This is a genomic window from Paraburkholderia sp. J63 (genome assembly GCF_905220245.1).
Lineage (GTDB): Bacteria > Pseudomonadota > Gammaproteobacteria > Burkholderiales > Burkholderiaceae > Paraburkholderia.
Genome location: NZ_CAJMZF010000008.1, coordinates 116,063 through 135,804, shown reverse-complemented (window position 1 = coordinate 135,804; position 19,742 = coordinate 116,063). Strand labels below are relative to the sequence as shown.

Here is a 19,742-nt window from a genome sequence, read left to right as displayed (position 1 = left end):
ACAATACATAGAGCAGCAGACAGCATCCCCGGAGCGATAGATGAATAACGACATTCCCCACCTGCCCATCTACATGGACTACAGCGCGACGACGCCGGTCGACCCGCGCGTGGTGGACAAGATGATTCCGTATCTGCGCGAGCAGTTCGGCAATCCGGCGTCGCGCAGCCACGCCTATGGCTGGGACGCGGAGCGTGCCGTCGAGGAAGCGCGCGAGAACGTCGCCGCGCTCGTCAACGCCGACCCGCGCGAAATCATCTGGACCTCCGGTGCGACCGAATCGGACAACCTCGCGATCAAGGGCGCCGCGCACTTCTACAAGAGCAAAGGCAAGCACATCATCACGGTGAAGACCGAGCACAAGGCCGTGCTCGACACCTGCCGCGAGCTCGAGCGCGAAGGCTATGAAGTCACGTACCTGAACGTGAAGGACGACGGCCTGATCGATCTGGACGACTTCAAGGCGGCGATCCGCCCCGACACGATCCTCGTTTCCGTGATGCACGTGAACAACGAGATCGGCGTGATCCAGGACATCGAGACGATCGGCGAAATCTGCCGCGAGAAGGGCATCATTTTCCACGTCGACGCTGCGCAATCGACGGGCAAGGCGCCCATCGACCTGCAAAAGCTCAAGGTCGACCTGATGTCGTTCTCGGCGCACAAGACCTACGGCCCGAAGGGCATCGGCGCGCTGTACGTGCGCCGCAAGCCGCGCGTGCGCATCGAAGCGCAGATGCACGGCGGCGGTCACGAGCGCGGCATGCGCTCGGGCACGCTGGCCACGCACCAGATCGTCGGCATGGGCGAGGCGTTCCGCATCGCGCGTGAAGAGATGGCCACGGAAAACGAGCGCGTGCGCATGCTGCGCGACCGGCTCCTGAACGGCCTGAAGCAGATCGAAGAAACCTACGTGAACGGCGACATGGAAAAGCGTGTCCCGCACAACCTGAACATCAGCTTCAACTTCGTCGAAGGCGAGTCGCTGATCATGGCGGTCAAGGACGTGGCGGTGTCGTCGGGCTCGGCGTGCACGTCGGCCTCGCTCGAGCCGTCGTACGTGCTGCGCGCGCTCGGCCGCAACGACGAGCTGGCGCATAGCTCGATCCGCTTCACGGTGGGCCGCTTCACGACCGAACAGGACGTCGACTACGTGATCAACCTGCTGCAGACGAAGATCGCCAAGCTGCGCGAGCTCTCGCCGCTGTGGGAAATGCACCAGGACGGCATCGACCTGTCGACCATCCAGTGGGCGGCGCACTAACCGCGCAGCAAGGCATACCGCAAGTCAGCAGCGAATCTCGACCCGGCCGCAGCGCATTGATCCTGCAGCGCGGCCAACGAATTGAAGGAGTTTGATCATGGCATATAGCGACAAGGTTCTGGACCACTACGAAAACCCGCGCAACGTCGGCTCGTTCGCGAAGGACGACGATGCGGTCGGCACCGGCATGGTTGGCGCGCCCGCTTGCGGCGACGTCATGAAGCTGCAGATCCGCGTGGGCGCGGACGGCGTGATCGAAGACGCGAAGTTCAAGACCTACGGCTGCGGTTCGGCCATTGCTTCGAGCTCGCTCGTGACCGAGTGGGTGAAGGGCAAGACGCTCGATCAGGCGCTCGACATCAAGAACACGCAGATCGCCGAAGAACTGGCGCTGCCGCCGGTGAAGATCCACTGCTCGATTCTCGCGGAAGACGCGATCAAGGCAGCGGTCGCCGACTATCGTCAGCGTCACACGACGCAAGCCAAGGCAGACGCGGCTTAAGGTCTGCGTGAAGGCCCGCAGTGATGGCGCGCAGTGCGCCAGCGGGCGGGGCGGCGGCAAGCCCTCGGGCGCGCCGCTGCGGGATGAACGATTTTGGACGCAGGCGAGCCTGCGCCGCGTGGGGTCCGGCAGGCGCAAGCCTGACGCGGGCGGCGCGGAAAGCGGTGAAAAGGTTATGGCAATCACGTTGACAGAGAAAGCGGCACAGCACGTGCAGAAGTACCTGGTCCGTCGCGGCAAGGGCGTGGGCTTGCGCCTCGGCGTGCGTACGACGGGCTGCTCGGGTCTCGCCTACAAGCTCGAATATGTCGACGAGCTCGCGCCCGAGGACAACGTGTTCGAGAGCCACGGTGTGAAGGTCATCGTGGACCCGAAGAGCCTTTCCTATATCGACGGCACCGAGCTCGACTTCGTGCGCGAAGGCCTGAACGAGGGCTTCAAGTTCAACAACCCGAACGTGAAGGACGAGTGCGGCTGCGGCGAGTCCTTCCGCGTTTGAGCCCGCGCGTTGCGGTGAAAAGGCGGCCTGTGCCGCCTTTTTGATTTTTTGATGCGGCGCGCCGGATCGCGGGTCGCCGCATTCCCGGATCGCCGGATCTTCACAACCGTCCCACCAGAAACGCTCACTCCGATGGCCTCGCTTTCTTCGCTCTCCGATAGCCATTTCGTGTTGTTCGGCTTGCCCGAGCAATTCGCGCTCGACGCCGACGCGCTCGACCACGCCTATCGCGCCGTGCAGGCGCAGGTGCATCCCGACCGCTTCGCCGCAGCCGGCGAGGCGCAAAAGCGCGTGGCGATGCAATGGGCCACGCGCGCGAACGAGGCGTACCAGACGCTGCGCGACCCGCTCAAGCGCGCGACGTATCTGCTGCATTTGCGCGGCATCGACGTTGGCGCGGAGAACAACACGGCGATGGAGCCCGCGTTCCTGATGCAGCAGATGGAGTGGCGCGAGGCGATCGAGGACGCGGTGGGCGCGAAGAACGTCGATGCGCTCGATGCGCTCGCGGCCGAGCTGCGCGACGACGAGCGCGTGCGCCTTTCGAAGCTGGGCGCCTTGCTCGACAGCGGCTCGAACCAGCCGGCGGCGGAAGCCGTGCGCCAGCTGATGTTCGTCGAGCGCGTGGCGGGAGAAGTCGATTCACAGATCGAGCGGCTGGAAGGCTAGGGCCCCGGCTCAGTTGGGTGCGCGGGCAGAAAGAGCGCAGAACACGGACACAGGACAGGGCCGCCGATTCATCGTAGAGACCGACCGGTCGACGATGCGAGGCGGCCCCTAACAGATCACTCAGATCACACAGATGGCACTACTGCAAATTTCCGAACCCGGCATGGCGCCGGCGCCGCATCAGCGGCGGCTCGCCGTCGGCATCGACCTCGGCACGACGAACTCGCTGGTCGCCGCGGTGCGCAGCGGCGTGCCCGATGTGCTGCCCGACGCGGACGGCCACGTGCTGCTGCCTTCGGTCGTGCGCTATCTCGCGAACGGCGGCCGCCGCATCGGCCGCACGGCCAAGGCCGACGCGGCCACCGACCCGCGCAACACGATCGTCTCGGTCAAGCGCTTCATGGGCCGCGGCAAGGCTGAAGTCGAAGGCGCGGCGAACGCGCCCTACGAATTCGTCGACGCGCCGGGCATGGTGCAGATCCAGACCATCGACGGCGTGAAGAGCCCGGTCGAGGTCTCGGCGGAAATCCTGGCCACGCTGCGCCAGCGCGCCGAAGACACGCTCGGCGACGATCTCGTCGGCGCGGTCATCACGGTGCCGGCCTACTTTGACGAAGCGCAGCGCCAGGCGACCAAGGACGCCGCGCGCCTTGCCGGCCTGAACGTGCTGCGCCTCTTGAACGAGCCGACCGCGGCGGCCATCGCCTACGGTCTCGACAACGGCGCCGAAGGGCTCTACGCGGTCTACGACCTTGGCGGCGGCACCTTCGACCTGTCGATCCTCAAGCTCACCAAGGGCGTATTCGAAGTGCTCGCGGCGGGCGGCGATTCCGCGCTCGGCGGCGACGACTTCGATCACGCGCTGTTTGCCTGGGTGCTGGAGCAGGCCGCCATCGAGCGCGCCACGCTCGCGCCCGAAGACGTGCGCCTCCTGCTCGACCGCGTGCGCGACGCGAAGGAAGCGCTCTCGTCGGCGCCCGAAGCGCGCATCGAAGTCACGCTCTCGAACGGCACGCCGATCGCGCTGACGATCGACGAGCCGCGCTTCGAGGCGCTCACGCAGGCGCTCGTGCAGCGCACGCTCACGCCCACGAAGAAGGCGCTGCGCGACGCGAGGGTGACCGCGAAGGACGTGAAGGGCGTGGTGCTGGTGGGCGGCGCGACGCGCATGCCCGTGATCCGCCGCGCGGTCGAGCAGTTCTTCGGCCAGCCGCCGCTCACGAATCTGGACCCGGATCAGGTCGTCGCGCTCGGCGCGGCGATCCAGGCCGACCTGCTCGCCGGCAATCGCGGCGGCGAGGATGATTGGCTGCTGCTCGACGTAATCCCGCTGTCACTCGGCGTGGAGACGATGGGCGGCCTCGTCGAGAAGATCATCCCGCGCAACTCGACCATTCCGGTCGCGCGTGCGCAGGACTTCACGACCTTCAAGGACGGCCAGACGGCGATGGCGATCCACGTGGTGCAGGGCGAGCGCGAGCTCGTGGCCGACTGCCGCTCGCTCGCGCGCTTCGAGCTGCGCGGCATTCCGCCGATGGCGGCGGGCGCGGCGCGCATCCGCGTGACTTACCAGGTGGATGCGGACGGCCTGCTCTCCGTGTTCGCGCGCGAGCAGCTTTCGGGCGTGGAGGCGTCGGTGGTGGTGAAGCCGTCCTACGGTCTCGCCGACGACGACATCGCCAAAATGCTCGAAGACAGCTTCAAGACCGCCGACGTCGACATGCGCGCGCGCGCGCTGCGCGAGGCGCAGGTGGAGGCGCAGCGCGTGATCGAGGCGACGCAATCGGCGCTGGCCGCCGATGGCGAGTTGCTCGACGATGCCGAGCGCGCGCAACTCGACGCACTGATCGCCGCGCTCGCGCAAGTCGTGCAGGGCGAAGACACCGATGCGATTGAAGCGGCGACCAAGTCGCTTGCCGAAGGCACCGACGAGTTTGCCGCCCGCCGCATGGACAAGGGCATCAAGCGCGCGCTCGCGGGCAAGCGGCTCGACGAAATCGGCTAAATCAGGCGCGCCGGCCAACGCGCGGGAAAGCATGCAACGCCTGCGTGCTTTCCCGATGTGGCAAGGCGCGCGACCTCAGTAGAATGGGCGATGACACCGTCGGCAGACGGGGCGCGCCCGATAGAAGTTATTGGATACGGAAATCACAATGCCTCAAATCGTGGTGCTGCCCCATGTCGAACTGTGTCCGGAGGGCGCGGTCATCGACGCCAAGCCGGGTGAGAGTGTGTGCGATGCGCTGCTCGAGCACGGCATCGAGATCGAACATGCTTGCGAAAAGTCCTGTGCGTGCACGACCTGTCACGTGATCGTGCGCGAAGGATTCGGCGCGCTCGAGCCGTCGGAGGAAACCGAAGACGACCTGCTCGACAAGGCGTGGGGTCTGGAGCCGACTTCGCGGCTGTCGTGCCAGGCGCTCGTGCCCGCCGAAGACGACCTGGTGATCGAGATTCCGCGTTACTCGATCAATCACGCCAAGGAAAACCACTAATCATCGGAGAGAGGAGCGCGCTGCCATGAAATGGACCGATACGCAGGACATCGCAATAGCGTTGACGGATACGCATCCGGAGATCGACCCGCAGTACGTGCGCTTCACCGATCTGCATCGCTGGATCACCGAGCTCGAAGGCTTCGACGACGATCCCGAGCGCTCGAACGAGAAAATCCTGGAGGCCATCCAGGCGGCCTGGATCGAAGACGCGGAATATTGATTCCACGTTCGCGAGCCGGCCGCCGGCAGCAATGAGAAAAGGCGATTCACCCTGGGGGTGAATCGCCTTTTTGTTTTTGCGGCATGCGGGTTTGACGGCTAACGCCGCGCACCCGCTACGCATGCAACGCGAACCTGAGCGACGGGGCTTCAGGCCGCGGTGAGCGTACCATGCTCGACGCGCACGCGCTGGCCTTGCTGGAACGGCGGCGCTTCGTGCCAGGTGAAATAACGCGTCTTGCCGCTATCCATACGCACGCGGATCGAGTAGCTCGTGGTGCTGCGGATGTGCTTTTCCACCGAATTGCCGGCGAGGCCGCCACCGAGCGCGCCCAGCACGGTCATTGCCGTGCGGCCGCCGCCACTGCCGAACTGGTTGCCGACCACGCCGCCCGCCACTGCGCCGCCTACCGCGCCGATGCCGGTGCCGTGGCCTTCATGAGGCGTCTCGGAGATACCCTCGACGACGCCGCACGAGGCGCACGCAACCTGCTGGGGCGGGGCTTCCTGGGCATATTGCTGCGGTTGCTGGCCGTACTGCGGCGGCGGGGCGGCTGGTGCCGGGGCCTGTTGCTGGGCGGTCGGCGCGGGCTGAGGCTCCGCCGCGGGCGCGTTGCCCGGTGCGGCGTTCGGGGCGCCATTCTGTGCGATTTGCGCGCTGGTCGCGGGCCGGGTCGAGTCGACCACGGGTTGCGACGCCATCAACGCGGTCTGTCCGCTCTGGCTCTGCGCGCTCTGCTCCGCAGTGCTGGAGGCCTTGGGGAAGACGCCGGTAATGGCCGCCGTGGCCGCGAGGCTCGCCACGATCACGGCGGCTGCGGCGGTGGCAACGAGCGGATGAATACGGCGCTTCGGTGTGGTCGGTTTCGGATCGAGATTGTTCATGAGAGCCTCCGTCTTGGCAGAGTTGGTTTACGTTCGATGAGTTTGAGCCGATTTCTCAAACCGGGCGTTTCAACTTGTAACCCTGCTTGCGCGGGCGCAAGACGAAAAAGGGAGCGAACGTGTGTCATCTCCGTACAGCCTGCTATCACGCGGGTTCCAGAGATAGGGCATCTGGCGTGCCCGGTACGCGGGCGGACACTTTTACCGCTGGTTACAAATACCTGAACGTCGGCTGACGCGCTCAGAGAAATACAAACGGGGCGCATGCGGCGTGAACCGCGTGCGCCCCGTTCGGCGCGCGTCTCCAGCGAGACGGGCACGCCGTGGCGTTTCGATGCTCAGTCTTCGCGGCGCAGATGCGGGAAGAGAATGACGTCGCGGATGCTGGCGCTGTCCGTGAGCAGCATGATCAGGCGGTCGATGCCGATGCCGCAGCCGCCCGTCGGAGGCATGCCGTACTCGAGCGCGCGGATGTAGTCGGCGTCGTAGTACATCGCTTCTTCGTCGCCGGCGTCTTTCTGCTCGACCTGCTTCTTGAAGCGCGCGGCCTGGTCTTCCGGATCGTTGAGCTCCGAGAAGCCGTTGGCGATCTCGCGGCCCGTGATGAAGAGCTCGAAGCGCTCGGTGATGCCCGGCGTCGAGTCGGAGGCGCGCGCGAGCGGCGAAACCTCGACCGGGTAGTCGATGATGAACGTCGGCTCCCAGAGCTGCGACTCGGCGGTTTCCTCAAACAGCGCGAGCTGGAGCGAGCCCACGCCGGCGTTCAGGAACGCGGGCTGGTTCGCGTCCACGCCGAACTTCTTGAGTTCTGCGCGCAGGAAGGCGGCGTCGGCGAGCTGCTCGTTCGTGTACTGCGGCGCGTACTTCTGGATCGCCTGCGTGATCGTCAGGCGATGGAACGGCTTCGACAGATCGAGCTCGCGGCCCTGGTACGTGAGCACGGCGTTGCCGCGCGCATCGACGGCCGCCTGGCGGATCAGCTGTTCCGTGAAGTCCATGAGCCACGTGTAGTCCGTGTACGCCGCGTAGAACTCCATCATCGTGAATTCTGGATTGTGGCGCGGCGAGACGCCCTCGTTACGGAAATTCCGGTTGATCTCGAACACGCGCTCGAAGCCGCCCACGACGAGGCGCTTCAGGTAGAGCTCGGGCGCGATGCGCATGAACATCTGCATGTCGAGCGCGTTGTGGTGCGTGACGAAGGGCTTGGCCGCCGCGCCGCCCGGGATCGGGTGCAGCATCGGCGTTTCGACTTCCATGAAGCCGGCGTCGGCCATGAAGCGGCGCACCGACGAGATCGCTTTGGTGCGCGCCACGAAGGTCTCGCGCGCCTCGGGCGTGACGATCAGGTCGACGTAGCGCTGGCGATAGCGCATTTCCTGGTCGGAGAGGCCGTGGAACTTGTCCGGCAGCGGACGCAGCGACTTCGAGAGCAGGCGCAGTTCGGTGCAGCGCACCGAGAGCTCGCCCTTGTTGGTGCGAAACAGCACGCCCTTCGCGGCGACGATGTCGCCGAGGTCCCACTTCTTGAACGCGTCGTAGGTTGCCTCGCCCACGTCGGCGGGCGTGATGAAGAACTGGATCTGGCCCGAGCCGTCGCGCACCGTCGCGAAGCTCGCCTTGCCCATCACGCGCTTGAGCATCATGCGGCCGGCAACCGAAACTTCGAGAGATTGGGATTCGAGCGCGTCCTTGTCGGTGTCGGCGTAGTCGCGCTGGAGGTCGGCGGCGTGGTGGGTGGGGCGGAAGTCGTTCGGATAGGCGACGCCCGCTTCACGCAGCGCGCGCAGCTTTTCGCGGCGCTCGGCGATGATCTGGTTGTCGTCGACTTCGGGCGCGGCGCTGGCCGCGGTCGGCTGGGTCGGTTCGGTCATGGTGGCTCGGATGTTTTGATTCGCGGCTTGTTTGTCGCAGATGATTCGCGCGGATGTTTCGGTTTGCGGCCCGGGCGTAATGCCTCACGGGCCGCGGCGCGGCGCAGAGGGCGGCGCCCGGGCTTACACGCCCTGTTTCAGGCTTGCGCTGATGAAGGCGTCGAGATCGCCGTCGAGCACGGCCTTGGTGTTGCTGATTTCGACGTTGGTGCGCAGATCCTTGATACGGCTGTTGTCGAGCACGTAGGAGCGGATCTGGTGGCCCCAGCCCACGTCCGACTTGCCCGCTTCGAGCTTGTCCTGCTCCGACTGGCGCTTGCGCATCTCGGCTTCGTACAGGCGCGACTTCAGCATCGCCATGGCTTCGGCGCGGTTGCGGTGCTGCGAGCGGTCGTTCTGGCATTGCACGACAATGCCCGACGGCATGTGCGTGATACGCACGGCGGAGTCGGTCTTGTTGATGTGCTGACCGCCCGCACCCGAAGCGCGGTACGTGTCGATGCGCAGATCGGCCGGGTTGACTTCGATCTCGAACGAGTCGTCGATTTCCGGATACACGAACACCGACGAGAACGACGTATGGCGCCCGCCCGACGAGTCGAACGGCGACTTGCGCACGAGGCGGTGAATGCCGGTTTCGGTGCGCAGGAAGCCGTAGGCGTATTCGCCCTCGACCTTGATGGTCGCGCTCTTGATGCCGGCCACGTCGCCTTCGGACTCTTCGAGCACTTCGGTCTTGAAGCCCTTGCGCTCGCAGTAGCGCACGTACTGGCGCAGCAGCATCGACGCCCAGTCGCAGGCCTCGGTGCCGCCCGCGCCCGCCTGGATGTCGATGAACGCGTTGTTCGGGTCGGCCGGGTTCGCGAACATGCGGCGGAACTCGACGTCGGCGACGCGCTTCTCGATTTCCTGAGCGTCGGCTTCGATGGAGACGAGCGTGTCCTCATCGCCTTCCTCGCGCGCCATCTCGAAGAGATCCTGGGTGTCGCGCGTGTCGTTTTCGATGCCGTCGAGCACGTGCACCACGCCCTCGAGCAGCTTCTTTTCCTTGCCGAGACCCTGGGCGTGCTTCGAGTCGTTCCAGACGTTGGGGTCTTCGAGTTCGCTGTTGACTTCGACGAGCCGTCGGGCTTTTACGTCGTAGTCAAAGATACCCCCGTAGCTCGCCCGCGCGCATGCGCAGGTCCGCCAAAAGGGCTTCGATCGCGTTGAGACGTTCCGCTTCCATTTGTGTCGTGATCCGGCGTGTAAAACATTGAATTATAGCCGATTGGACCTGCGTCAAGGGCGCGGCGGACGGTGCGGTGCCGCCCGGCTCGCGCTTTGTGTGCCGCTCAGAGCATCGCGTGCTCCACGACGAGCTGCACGCGCGAGACGCCGTTCCATGTGTCGCGCACGAGCCGGTAGGCGACGGTCGTGTGCTGCGGCAGCGACTCGGTGTGGTTGAACCAGATCGCATTGAAGCGCTGGCGGCCGCGCAGCAGTTGCAGCTTCAGGTGCTTGTCCTTCACGAGCGCCTGCGAGGCCACCTCGAATTCGCCCGAGAACACGGGCGCCGGAAAGCCCTGGCCCCAGACGGCCGCATCGAGCATTTCGACGAAATCGGGCGTGAACCAGGCATCTTCGAGCTCGCCGTCGGTTTCCACGGTGCGCGCGAGGGCCTCGGCGGAGAGCCATTCGCGGCCCACGCGCTCGAACGCGGCGGCAAAGCGCGGCACGTCGGCGGCGGCGAGGGTCATGCCCGCGGCCATCGCGTGGCCGCCGAATTTGTGGATCAGGCCCGGCTCGCGCTTCGAAATCAGGTCGATGGCGTCGCGCAGATGGAAACCGGGGATCGAGCGTCCCGAGCCCTTCACGAGCTCGCCGTTGTCGTCGGCGGGCGCGAACGTGAAGGAGGGGCGGTGGAACTTTTCCTTGAGGCGCCCCGCGACGATGCCGATCACGCCCTGATGCCAGCTCTCGTTGAAGAGCGTGAGCGTGGCGTTGTCCTGCGGATCGACCAGGGCGAGATCGGCAAGCGCCTGCTGCTGCATGCCAGCCTCGATTTCGCGGCGCTCGCGGTTCATCGAATCGAGTTGCTGGGCGAGTTCCCACGCGCGGCCCACGTCGTCCGTGGTCAGGCATTCGATGCCGAGCGACATATCGGAGAGACGGCCCGCCGCATTCAGGCGCGGCCCGAGCGCGAAGCCGAGATCGAAGCCCGAGGCGCTTTTCGCGTCGCGGCCCGCGGCGCGGAACAGGGCCGCGATGCCCGGCTGCATGCGGCCGTTGCGGATGCGCTGCAGGCCTTGAGCGACGAGCACGCGGTTGTTGCAGTCGAGCTTCACGACGTCGGCGACGGTGCCGAGCGCGACCAGATCGAGCAGGCCATCGAGACGCGGCTCGGGGCGCGCCTCGTCGAACCAGCCGCGCTTGCGCAACTCGGCGCGCAGCGCGAGCAGCGTATAAAACATGACGCCCACGCCCGCGATGCACTTGCTCTCGAACGTGCAGCCCGGCTGGTTCGGATTGACGATGGCGCGCGCGTCCGGCAGCGTGTCGCCGGGCAGGTGGTGGTCGGTTACGAGCACTTCGATGCCGAGCTCGTTCGCGGCCTCGACGCCTTCCACGCTGGCGATGCCGTTGTCGACCGTGATCAGCAGGTCGGGCTGACCGCCTTTACGCTTGGCAGCGAGCGCGACGATCTCGGGCGTGAGGCCGTAGCCATACTCGAAACGGTTCGGCACGAGATAGTCGATCTGCGCGCCGAACATGCGCAGGCCGCGCACGGCCACCGCGCAGGCGGTCGCGCCGTCGCAGTCGTAGTCGGCGACCACGAGCATGCGGCACTCGGCTTCGAGCGCGTCGGCGAGCAGCTCGGCGGCTTCGTCGAGCCCCTTCATGCCGGCGGGCGGCATCAGGCGGTTCAGGCCGGTCTCGATCTCGTCGGGCTGACACACGCCGCGCGAGGCATAGAGCCGCGCGAGCACCGGATGCAGGCCGTGGCGGATCAGCGCTTCGGTATCGGCGGGGGAGCAGGCGCGGGTGACGATTCGGGTCATGCGGAAGGGGTCCTGGAAGAAACGCGGCAACGCGCGTTGGACGTTATTCGATGAACAGCGACGCGAATTCGCGGCGTCGCCAGAATTTGCGCAGGTCGCCGCGCGTGGCCGTGAGCGTGACCGAGCCGGTGTCGCCGCACAGCGTGAGGCCGAGCTCGGCCAGCTCGCCGGCCTGGAGCGCGGCGAGCGCGGGGGCGAACCAGTCGCGCTCGAGCTGCGCGAACGCGGCGTTCCAGCGGCTCCAGTCCTGCTGGATATAGGCGGCCGAAAACGGGTCGAGCTCGACGAGCGTGGCGCCGCGCGCTTCAGGGCTGGCAGCGCCATTCGGTGCGCTGTTGGGGGTGTTGCCGGCTGAGGCGCCCGCTGATGCCGCAAGCGCGCGGAACGTCTCGGGCGCCGCGCCCAGCTCGGCGCCGGCAGCGAGCGCGAGCCCGCGCGTGGCCGCCGCGTCCGAGCGCACGCGTGCGAACGCACGCTGGACCGGGCGCAGCGCGCCCTGGGCATGGAACCAGATCGAGTTCACGGCAGGCAGGCCGCGCGCCTCGCGCGCTTCGTTGACGGGGTGCTCGAACCAGGCCATCTGCACCTCGTTCTGCACCTTCATCCAGGCGCGCGAGCGCTGGCCCGAATGCGCCTCGTGCGGCAGCCAGATTTCGATGTTGCGTCCACTCGCGCGCAGCGGCGACGCGCCCGCGAGCGTGCCGAACTGCTCGCTCGACAGGTACCAGCGCTGCGGCGAGGGCGCTTCGACGCGCACGCCCAGCTCCTCGATGAGCGGCTTCGCGACGGCGTAGAGCGCGGTGGCATCGGCGTCGGCGAGTTCGAGCGAAGCCGGGTCGATCAGCACCAGATGGTCGTGCGCGATGCGTACGTGCACGGGCTGGATGCAGGCCCAGGTGGCGTCGCCGGGCGTGCCGCCGTCGGCGAGCAGCATCCACGGGGCGAGCGGGGCTTCGTCGTCGGCCGCGGCGCTCGTGCCCGGCTTGCCCGGCGTGCTGGCTGCCTGAGGCGCGGCCGCCCCGAACGCGCGCGCGACCCAGCGCTCGTGCGGCAGCGTGCGCTGGAAATCCTCGCCGATCACCTGCTCGCCAAGACTCGCGCGCGCGACCAGTTTCGAGAGTGCCGGATATTCGAGGCCCGCGAGAGCGGTGGAGGCCGCCGCCGCGGACGGCAGCGCAAACGGCACGAGAAGATGGAGACGGTCGACAGGCATGATGGTGCGCATTGTACTTCGGCCCAGGTGGCGCATGGGGGCGGCACGCGTCGTGCCCAGGTCCTCGAACGCGTTGCGGCGAGCGGTGGCGGCGGGCCGCCGCTGCGCGGGAATCGCACGCAAGCTGGACAAGGGCGCCATAGGGAACCAATAGAAATCAGTGACTTATCGGCGACAATCCGGGCACCCGGACCGGGAATCCGCATCCAAGGGAAAGGACCCGGACCAGGCGCGGGCACAAGGCCGCGGTGGCGCAAAGTCCGTGAGGTGCCGCTAGTGTGGCAAACTTCGCGGTTGATCGCCGACTGGCTCCGGCACGTAATTGGGCTTGCGCACGGGCTTGCAGGCCGACACACGCAACGATTGGCGCGCGCAACGAAGACGCACAAAAGGATTCGCTTGAAACTTCCCTACGAATGGCAGATAGGCTGGCGCTATACCCGCGCCGGCAAGCGCACGACCGGCAACGGGTTCATCTCGTTCATCGCGCTCATTTCGATGTCGGGCATCGCGCTTGGCGTGGCGGCGCTGATCGTCGTGCTCTCGGTGATGAACGGCTTCCAGCGCGATGTGCGCGACCGCATGCTCTCCGTGCTCGCGCACATCGAGATCTTTTCGCCGACGGGCTCGATGCCCGACTGGCAGCTCACCGCGAAAGAGGCCAAGACCAACTCCGAGGTGATCGGCGCCGCGCCCTATGTGGACGCCCAGGCGCTCCTCACGCGCGGCGAGAGCCTGAGCGGCGTCGCGCTGCGCGGCGTCGAGCCGTCCGAAGAGCCGCAGGTGTCCGACATCAACAAGGAAATGAAGGCCGGCAGCATGAACGACCTCACGCCGGGCAGCTTCAATATCGTGCTCGGGGCCGATCTTGCCGTGAGTCTGGGCGTGACGGTCGGCGACAAGGTCACGCTCGTCGCGCCCGAAGGCAGCATCACGCCCGCGGGCATGCTGCCGCGCCTGAAGCAGTTCACGGTGGCCGGCGTGTTTGAGTCGGGGCACTACGAGTACGACAGCTCGCTCGCGCTCATCAACATCCACGACGCCGAGGTGCTCTATCGGCTGCCCGCGCCAACCGGCGTGCGGCTGCGCCTGAAAGACATGCAGCGCGCGCCCGCGGTGGCGCGCCAGCTCGTGCATACGCTCTCGGGCGACCTCTATATCCGCGACTGGACGCAGCAGAACAAGACCTGGTTCTCGGCCGTGCAGATCGAGAAGCGCATGATGTTCATCATCCTCACGCTCATCATCGCGGTGGCGGCGTTCAATCTGGTTTCGTCGCTCGTGATGACCGTGACCAACAAGCAGGCCGATATCGCGATCCTGCGCACGCTGGGCGCGCAGCCCGGCTCGATCATGAAGATTTTCTTCGTGCAGGGCGTGACGATCGGCTTCGCGGGCACCGCCATCGGCATCGCGCTCGGCTGCCTGATCGCGTGGAGCATTCCCTGGAGCGTGCCGATGATCGAGCACCTCTTCGGCGTGCAATTCCTGCCGCCGTCTGTTTATTTCATCAGCGAGCTGCCTTCGGAACTCGTCGCCTCCGACGTCATCCGCATCGGCTCGATTGCGTTCGTGCTGTCCGCGCTCGCGACGCTCTATCCCAGCTGGCGCGCGGCCAAGGTTCGTCCGGCGGAGGCGCTGCGTTATGAATGACCGTCAATCGATCCTCGCCACGGCGGGCGACTATCCGTACGTGCTCGAAGCGCACGGCATTTCGAAGGTGTTCGGCCAGGGCCAGCTTTCGGTGAACGTCCTGCACGACACCGAGATCGCCGTGAAGCGCGGCGAGAAGCTGGCGATCGTGGGCGCGTCGGGCTCGGGCAAGAGCACGCTCTTGCACGTGCTGGGCGGGCTCGACGAGCCGGGCACCGGCAACGTCAAGCTGCTCGGCAAGCCGTTCACCGAGCTTTCCGAGCGCGAGCGCAACGACTTGCGCAACCGCGCGCTGGGCTTCATCTATCAGTTCCACCATCTGCTGCCGGAGTTCTCGGCGCTCGACAATGTGGCGATGCCGCTGCGCATCCGCCGCATGACGCAGGACGACGCGCGCCGCGAGGCGCTGGAGATGCTCGCGCGCGTGGGTCTCGACCATCGCGCGCGGCATCGTCCCGGCGAGCTCTCGGGCGGCGAGCGCCAGCGCGTGGCGGTCGCACGTGCGCTGGTCACGCGGCCCGCGTGCGTGCTGGCGGACGAGCCGACCGGCAATCTCGACGGCAGCACGGCGGACACGGTGTTCAACCTGATGCTCGAATTGTCCGACCAGTTCCAGACGAGCTTCGTGATCGTCACGCACGATCAGGATCTCGCGGCGCGCTGCGACCGCATCGTGCGGCTGCGCGACGGCATGTTGCACGAGGAGCCGGTCGTTCCGGTGTAATCGACGGCGCCGGCTTCCGATGTGCCTCGCCTGCGGCGGGCCGCATCGAGCCGGTGCCGCCGGCGACGTCACAGCGCGGCGGGAGCGCATTTTCCATGTGGATCGATACGCATTGCCATCTCGATGCCAGCGAGTTCGACGCCGATCGCGACACGGTGGCATTGGCGGCGCGCGCGTCGGGCGTGACGCGCATCGTGATTCCCGCCGTCGCGCGCGAGAATTTCGCGACCGTGCGCGCGCTCGCGCATCGCACGCCGGGCGCGGTCTACGCGCTCGGGATTCATCCGCTCTATACGCCGCAAGCGCGCGACGAGGACCTCGACGCGCTGCGCGCCGAGGTCGAGGCGAGTCTCGCCGATCCGCGCTTCGTCGGCATCGGCGAGATCGGTCTCGACTACTTCGTGCCGGGTCTCGACGACGCCCGTCAGCAGCACTTCTATGACGCGCAACTGCGTCTTGCCCGCGAGTTCGACTTGCCGGCGATCTGTCACGTGCGCAAGTCGCAGGATCAGGTGCTCAAGGGGCTGCGCCGCAATGACGTACGCCGCGGCATCGCCCATGCGTTCAACGGCAGTTTTCAGCAGGCCAATGCGTTCATCGAGCAAGGCATGCATCTGGGCTTCGGCGGCAACGTGACCTTCGAGCGGGCCTTGCAGATCCGGCGCCTCGCGGCGCAATTGCCGCTCGAGGCGATCGTCATGGAAACCGATGCGCCCGACATCTCGCCGTCCTGGCTCTATCGCGCGCGCAACACGCCGGATCAGGTGCCGCGCATCGGCGCCGTGCTCGCCGCCTTGCGTGGCTTGACGCCCGAAGAACTCGCCCTTGGCACAACGGCCAACGCAGCGGCGGCGCTGCCCCGGCTCGCGCTTTCGTCTGCATAATTCCTTCGAGGGTGGCGCGCGATTCGCATGAATTGCGCGATGAAGCTGCTGCATATCGTTGCGTGCGCAACGGTATGTGGCGGCCGATGCTTGCATCCCGCCCGGCAACGAGGGAGGCCAGATGCGGGCAGTGTGGTGCGGATTTGCGCTCGGGGTGATCGCGCTGCAACGTCAGGCGGCATTGCCCGGGCGGGGCGCGTGGCTTGCGTTGGTGGTGCTCGCGGTGGCGGCGCTGGGCGCGGCGTGGATGCTGCGCGATGCGGCGGGTGACGTACGCAAGTTCGCCGCGTGGGCTGCTGTTTGCGTGGCGTCGGTCTGCGTGGGCTTCGGCTATGCCGCCTGGCGCGCCGAACTGCGGCTGGCCGTTGCGTTGCCTGCCGCGTGGCAGGCGCGCGACATCGACGTGACCGGACATATCGTCCGCGTGCTCGCCCATGACGCGGGTAAGGCGAGTTTCCTGTTTGCCGTGGAGTCCTGGCCCGCATGGTCGGGCGCGGCGAAGCTGCCCCAACTGATACAGCTCAGTTGGGTGGCACGCGACGCACCGCTGCCGCGCCTTGAGCCCGGCGCTCGCTGGCGTCTGACCGTGCGTTTAAAGCGTCCGCACGGCGAAGGCAATTTCGGTCTGCGCGACGTGGAAACCACCTTGCTCTCGCGCGGCGTGCGCGCGACGGGCTATGTCAACGTGCCGGAGCACGCACGGCGGCTGGCCGCAGATGCGCAGGGTATGGGCGTTCGCATCGAGCGGGCGCGCGCAGCGGTGCGCGCCCGGGTCGATGCCGTGCTCGCCGATGCGCCGCATCGCGGCATCGTCGTGGCGCTGGCGACCGGTGCGCAGGATGCCGTCAGCGACGCCGACTGGCGGCTTCTGCGCAACACAGGCACCAGTCACCTCGTGGCGATCTCGGGGCTGCATCTGACCTTCGTCGCCGGTCTGGCAGGCTGGGTCATGGGTGCGCTCTGGCGGCGCCTGCGCTGGCGCGGCGTCGAGGCGCCGCTTCTCGTGCCTGCCCAGAAAATGGCCGTTGCCGGGGCGCTTTGCGCGGCGGCGGCCTACGCCGCGCTGGCCGGATTCAACGTGCCCGTGCAGCGCGCGCTGTGGATGCTCGCCGTTGCGGCGGTGGCGCTATGGAGTTCGCGCGAAATGCCGCGCGCGCATGTGCTCGCATGGGCGCTCGGTCTCGTCCTGCTGCGCGATCCATGGGCGGTGACGGCGGCTGGATTCTGGCTCTCGTTTGGCGCCGTCGCGGCCATTCTCTACGCGGCGAGCGGTAGGCCGCGCGTGCGTCGATTCGACGATATCGAGCTTGCGCCAGAAGAAGTCGACCCGATGCGCGAGAGGGAAGAGGAGCCGCAAGGCGTGAGCCGTCCACCAGGTTTCTACGCGCGCTTCTGCGCGGCCTTCAGTCGCGAACGCTGGCGTCGGGCCGTGCGGCGCCTCGGCGCGCGGATCGGGGACGGAGCGCGCGTTCAGTGGGCGGTCACGCTCGCGCTGGCACCGCTCACCGCGTACTGGTTCATGCAGATCCCGCTGATCGGTCCGCTGGCGAACGCATTCGCGATTCCGTGGGTGAGCGTGTTCGTGACCCCGACCGTGTTGGCGGGCGTCGTGCTGCCCGCACCGCTCGATGCCCTCGCGTTCCGTACGGCGCACACGTTGATCGAGGCGCTTGCCGCCGCGCTCGCAACGCTGGAAGGGTGGCCCTGGGCCGTGCTGCGTCTGCCACAGCCCGGCTACTGGGCGCTGGGCTGCGCGGCAGTCGGCGTCGCGTGGTGTCTCGCGCCGCGTGGCTGGCCGCTGCGCTGGCTCGCGCCGTTCACCTGGCTGCCGCTCCTCGTGCCAGCGCCGAACGGGCCACCGCCTGGCGCGTTCCGCCTGACGGCGCTGGACATCGGACAGGGGACGTCGGTGCTCGTCGAGACCGCGCGGCATACGCTGCTCTTCGATGCGGGCCCGGGACCCGAATCCACGCATGCGGGCGAGCGGATCGTCGTGCCTTATCTGCAGGCGCACGGCGTGATGCGGCTCGACGCGCTCATGGTGAGCCACGACGACTCCGATCATTCGGGCGGCGCGCCCGCCGTGCTCGATGCCGTGCCCGTGCGCCAGTTCGTGGCGGGCATCCTGCCCAGCCATCCGCTCTGGGCAAGCGCTCGCCGTTTGGGCGCCGATCTCGTGCAGTGCGCGGCCGGGCAGCGCTGGCAGTGGGACGGCGTGACGTTCGAGGTGCTCTGGCCAAACGCCGGGCCGCTCTCGGGCAAACCCAATTCGCATTGCTGCGTGCTGCGCGTCTCCACGGCGGCCGGGCGCGACACGGTGGGAGGCGCCGTCTCCGCGCTGCTTGCCGCCGATATCGAGGCGCCCACCGAGCGCACGCTCGTCGTGCGCGACGCCGCCCGCCTGCAGGCACAGGTCCTGGTCGTGCCGCACCATGGCAGCAAGACATCGTCGACTGAACCGTTCCTCGACTCTGTCTGGCCGCTCGTCGCCATATTTCAGGTAGGATTTTTGAATCGGTTTCACCATCCGCACCCGGCGGTGTTTGCGCGCTATGCGTCGCGCCACATCGTGATAGCGCGCAGCGACGCCGATGGCGCGGCACGTGTCGAAGCAGCGCCCGGCGCGCTGACCGTCGAGCGCTATCGCGATACCCAGCGGCGCTACTGGATGGAGGCGCAGGAGTGACGCGCATGCAAGGCTCGCTCGCGCATCGGACAGCACGATCGATCGTTCGAGCTTGCGGAGGCGCCGCGTACCGCCACGCGAACCCGGTGAAACGCGAAATAAGACAGGATCAGAGCCTGTGGAGCAGGCGCCGCGGCGCGCAAGCTCTGCGGACGCCAACTGGCCATGAACAGCACCGAGGACCGGAGACAACAAGACATTGAAGAACGTCATCCACTTTTCACACGCGAACGGCTTCCCGGCATCGACCTATCGCACGCTCTTTGCCGAGCTCGGAGACACCTGCGAGCTGCGCTATATCGAGCGTATCGGCCATGATGCCCGCTACCCCGTGACACGCGACTGGCCGCACCTCGTCGATCAACTGATCGAAGACATCGGGCGCCGTTATGAAAATCCGGTCTGGCTGGTCGGCCATTCGCTCGGCGGCTATCTCTCGCTCATGGCGGCGCTCAGGAAGCCGCAGTGGGTGAGGGGCGTGGTGATGCTCGATTCGCCGGTGATCGCGGGCTGGCGCAGCGGCATGCTGAAGGTGACGCAGTGGACCGGACTCGACGAGCGTTTGTCGGCCGCCGCCGCCACGCGCAATCGCCGCACCAGTTGGGCGAGCCGCGATGACGCCTGGCGCCACTTCTATTCGAAGCCCGCGTTCGCGCGTTGGGACGAACGCGTGCTGTCCGACTATATCGACTTCGGCATTCCTCAGACCTCGGCCGACGGCACGCGCACGCTCGCTTTCGACCGCCGCACCGAGTACCTGATCTACCGGACCTTGCCGCACACCTTCGGCACGCGGCTCGCGCACGGCTCGCCGGTGCCCGTCAGCTTTATCGGCGGGACGCACTCGAAGGAGGTGCGCCAGGTCGGGCTGGCGGCCACGCAGCGCCTCGCCGGCGAGCGCCTCGAATGGATCGAAGGCAGCCATCTTTATCCGATGGAGCGGCCGATCGAGACGGCGCGCGCGGTGCAGCGCATGCTCTATGCGATGGATGGCGGCGGCTGAGCTGTCTGGCCCCGCGCCGGGCTGTGCCCGGAGAGGCGCGGGAGGGCGCGCGGCAAGGGATGTGACAACGGGTATGGCAAGGGGCGCAATCAGTCCCGTCAGCGCGGTTCCGATGTCCGCGGCGGCGC

General features: G+C 67.1%; 17 protein-coding genes. 12 read left to right on the top strand and 5 right to left on the bottom strand.

The window, feature by feature from the left end; translation table 11 throughout:
• The first annotated feature begins 40 nt into the window (after positions 1–40).
• The 7 genes from U5775_RS11545 (at position 41) to iscX (ending at position 5,652) form a co-directional block, all read left to right on the top strand.
• Entirely contained in the window at positions 41–1,264 is a 1,224-nt protein-coding gene (locus tag U5775_RS11545) for an IscS subfamily cysteine desulfurase (RefSeq protein WP_322058264.1), read from the top strand.
• Between the two features lie 97 nt (positions 1,265–1,361).
• Complete coding sequence (gene iscU / locus U5775_RS11540; RefSeq protein ID WP_322058263.1) at positions 1,362–1,766, top strand: Fe-S cluster assembly scaffold IscU; 405 nt, start codon at positions 1,362–1,364, stop codon at positions 1,764–1,766.
• Positions 1,767–1,941: 175 nt separating this feature from the next.
• Positions 1,942–2,265, top strand: a complete 324-nt coding sequence (gene iscA / locus U5775_RS11535; protein ID WP_028216880.1) for an iron-sulfur cluster assembly protein IscA — start codon at positions 1,942–1,944, stop codon at positions 2,263–2,265.
• A 132-nt stretch (positions 2,266–2,397) separates the two neighbouring features.
• On the top strand, positions 2,398–2,934 hold the full coding sequence (gene hscB, locus U5775_RS11530) for a Fe-S protein assembly co-chaperone HscB (protein WP_322058262.1): 537 nt from the start codon (positions 2,398–2,400) through the stop codon (positions 2,932–2,934).
• A gap of 133 nt (positions 2,935–3,067) precedes the next feature.
• On the top strand, positions 3,068–4,939 hold the full coding sequence (gene hscA, locus U5775_RS11525) for a Fe-S protein assembly chaperone HscA (protein ID WP_322058261.1): 1,872 nt from the start codon (positions 3,068–3,070) through the stop codon (positions 4,937–4,939).
• A 148-nt stretch (positions 4,940–5,087) separates the two neighbouring features.
• Positions 5,088–5,429 (top strand): ISC system 2Fe-2S type ferredoxin, encoded by a 342-nt coding sequence (gene fdx / locus U5775_RS11520; protein WP_322058260.1) that lies wholly within the window; start codon positions 5,088–5,090, stop codon positions 5,427–5,429.
• A gap of 25 nt (positions 5,430–5,454) precedes the next feature.
• Entirely contained in the window at positions 5,455–5,652 is a 198-nt protein-coding gene (iscX, locus tag U5775_RS11515; protein ID WP_322058259.1) for a Fe-S cluster assembly protein IscX, read from the top strand.
• 149 nt (positions 5,653–5,801) lie between these two features.
• Here iscX and U5775_RS11510 read toward each other — a convergent pair whose 3' ends face one another.
• The 5 genes from U5775_RS11510 to U5775_RS11490 form a co-directional block, all read right to left on the bottom strand.
• Complete coding sequence (locus U5775_RS11510) at positions 5,802–6,536, bottom strand: glycine zipper 2TM domain-containing protein (protein WP_322058258.1); 735 nt, start codon at positions 6,534–6,536, stop codon at positions 5,802–5,804.
• A 338-nt stretch (positions 6,537–6,874) separates the two neighbouring features.
• Positions 6,875–8,410 (bottom strand): lysine--tRNA ligase, encoded by a 1,536-nt coding sequence (lysS, locus tag U5775_RS11505; protein WP_322058257.1) that lies wholly within the window; start codon positions 8,408–8,410, stop codon positions 6,875–6,877.
• Between the two features lie 123 nt (positions 8,411–8,533).
• Positions 8,534–9,638 (bottom strand): peptide chain release factor 2 gene (gene prfB, locus U5775_RS11500; RefSeq protein WP_322058256.1). Its coding sequence is split into 2 segments (ribosomal slippage): positions 8,534–9,556 and positions 9,558–9,638, totalling 1,104 coding nucleotides; the frame shifts between segments, so codons are not numbered across the junction.
• A gap of 106 nt (positions 9,639–9,744) precedes the next feature.
• Positions 9,745–11,451 (bottom strand): single-stranded-DNA-specific exonuclease RecJ, encoded by a 1,707-nt coding sequence (recJ, locus tag U5775_RS11495; protein WP_322058255.1) that lies wholly within the window; start codon positions 11,449–11,451, stop codon positions 9,745–9,747.
• Between the two features lie 43 nt (positions 11,452–11,494).
• The gene (locus tag U5775_RS11490) at positions 11,495–12,676 is read right to left on the bottom strand and encodes a regulator (protein ID WP_322058354.1); all 1,182 of its coding nucleotides are present in this window, start codon (positions 12,674–12,676) and stop codon (positions 11,495–11,497) included.
• Between the two features lie 387 nt (positions 12,677–13,063).
• Here U5775_RS11490 and U5775_RS11485 point away from each other — a divergent pair, with 387 nt between their 5' ends.
• The 5 genes from U5775_RS11485 (at position 13,064) to U5775_RS11465 (ending at position 19,614) form a co-directional block, all read left to right on the top strand.
• Positions 13,064–14,317 carry a lipoprotein-releasing ABC transporter permease subunit gene (locus tag U5775_RS11485; RefSeq protein ID WP_322058254.1) on the top strand — a complete coding sequence of 418 codons (1,254 nt, stop codon included), beginning with the start codon at positions 13,064–13,066 and terminating at the stop codon, positions 14,315–14,317.
• On the top strand, positions 14,310–15,041 hold the full coding sequence (gene lolD, locus U5775_RS11480) for a lipoprotein-releasing ABC transporter ATP-binding protein LolD (protein ID WP_322058253.1): 732 nt from the start codon (positions 14,310–14,312) through the stop codon (positions 15,039–15,041). The genes U5775_RS11485 and lolD overlap by 8 nt, the downstream gene beginning before the upstream one ends.
• Positions 15,042–15,136: 95 nt before the next feature.
• Positions 15,137–15,925 carry a TatD family hydrolase gene (locus tag U5775_RS11475; RefSeq protein ID WP_322058252.1) on the top strand — a complete coding sequence of 263 codons (789 nt, stop codon included), beginning with the start codon at positions 15,137–15,139 and terminating at the stop codon, positions 15,923–15,925.
• A 121-nt stretch (positions 15,926–16,046) separates the two neighbouring features.
• On the top strand, positions 16,047–18,611 hold the full coding sequence (locus U5775_RS11470; protein ID WP_322058251.1) for a DNA internalization-related competence protein ComEC/Rec2: 2,565 nt from the start codon (positions 16,047–16,049) through the stop codon (positions 18,609–18,611).
• A gap of 199 nt (positions 18,612–18,810) precedes the next feature.
• Positions 18,811–19,614, top strand: coding sequence for an alpha/beta hydrolase (locus tag U5775_RS11465; RefSeq protein WP_322058250.1), 804 nt, complete (start codon positions 18,811–18,813; stop codon positions 19,612–19,614).
• The last annotated feature ends 128 nt before the right edge of the window (positions 19,615–19,742 follow it).

What these genes read in the sequence shown, in the direction of transcription:
- U5775_RS11545 (WP_322058264.1), top strand. Translation starts at nt 41, where the DNA reads ATGAATAACGACATTCCCCACCTGCCCATCTACATGGACTACAGCGCG.
- iscU (WP_322058263.1), top strand. Translation starts at nt 1,362, where the DNA reads ATGGCATATAGCGACAAGGTTCTGGACCACTACGAAAACCCGCGCAAC.
- iscA (WP_028216880.1), top strand. Translation starts at nt 1,942, where the DNA reads ATGGCAATCACGTTGACAGAGAAAGCGGCACAGCACGTGCAGAAGTAC.
- hscB (WP_322058262.1), top strand. Translation starts at nt 2,398, where the DNA reads ATGGCCTCGCTTTCTTCGCTCTCCGATAGCCATTTCGTGTTGTTCGGC.
- hscA (WP_322058261.1), top strand. Translation starts at nt 3,068, where the DNA reads ATGGCACTACTGCAAATTTCCGAACCCGGCATGGCGCCGGCGCCGCAT.
- fdx (WP_322058260.1), top strand. Translation starts at nt 5,088, where the DNA reads ATGCCTCAAATCGTGGTGCTGCCCCATGTCGAACTGTGTCCGGAGGGC.
- iscX (WP_322058259.1), top strand. Translation starts at nt 5,455, where the DNA reads ATGAAATGGACCGATACGCAGGACATCGCAATAGCGTTGACGGATACG.
- U5775_RS11510 (WP_322058258.1), bottom strand. Translation starts at nt 6,536, where the DNA reads ATGAACAATCTCGATCCGAAACCGACCACACCGAAGCGCCGTATTCAT.
- lysS (WP_322058257.1), bottom strand. Translation starts at nt 8,410, where the DNA reads ATGACCGAACCGACCCAGCCGACCGCGGCCAGCGCCGCGCCCGAAGTC.
- recJ (WP_322058255.1), bottom strand. Translation starts at nt 11,451, where the DNA reads ATGACCCGAATCGTCACCCGCGCCTGCTCCCCCGCCGATACCGAAGCG.
- U5775_RS11490 (WP_322058354.1), bottom strand. Translation starts at nt 12,676, where the DNA reads ATGCGCACCATCATGCCTGTCGACCGTCTCCATCTTCTCGTGCCGTTT.
- lolD (WP_322058253.1), top strand. Translation starts at nt 14,310, where the DNA reads ATGAATGACCGTCAATCGATCCTCGCCACGGCGGGCGACTATCCGTAC.
- U5775_RS11475 (WP_322058252.1), top strand. Translation starts at nt 15,137, where the DNA reads ATGTGGATCGATACGCATTGCCATCTCGATGCCAGCGAGTTCGACGCC.
- U5775_RS11470 (WP_322058251.1), top strand. Translation starts at nt 16,047, where the DNA reads ATGCGGGCAGTGTGGTGCGGATTTGCGCTCGGGGTGATCGCGCTGCAA.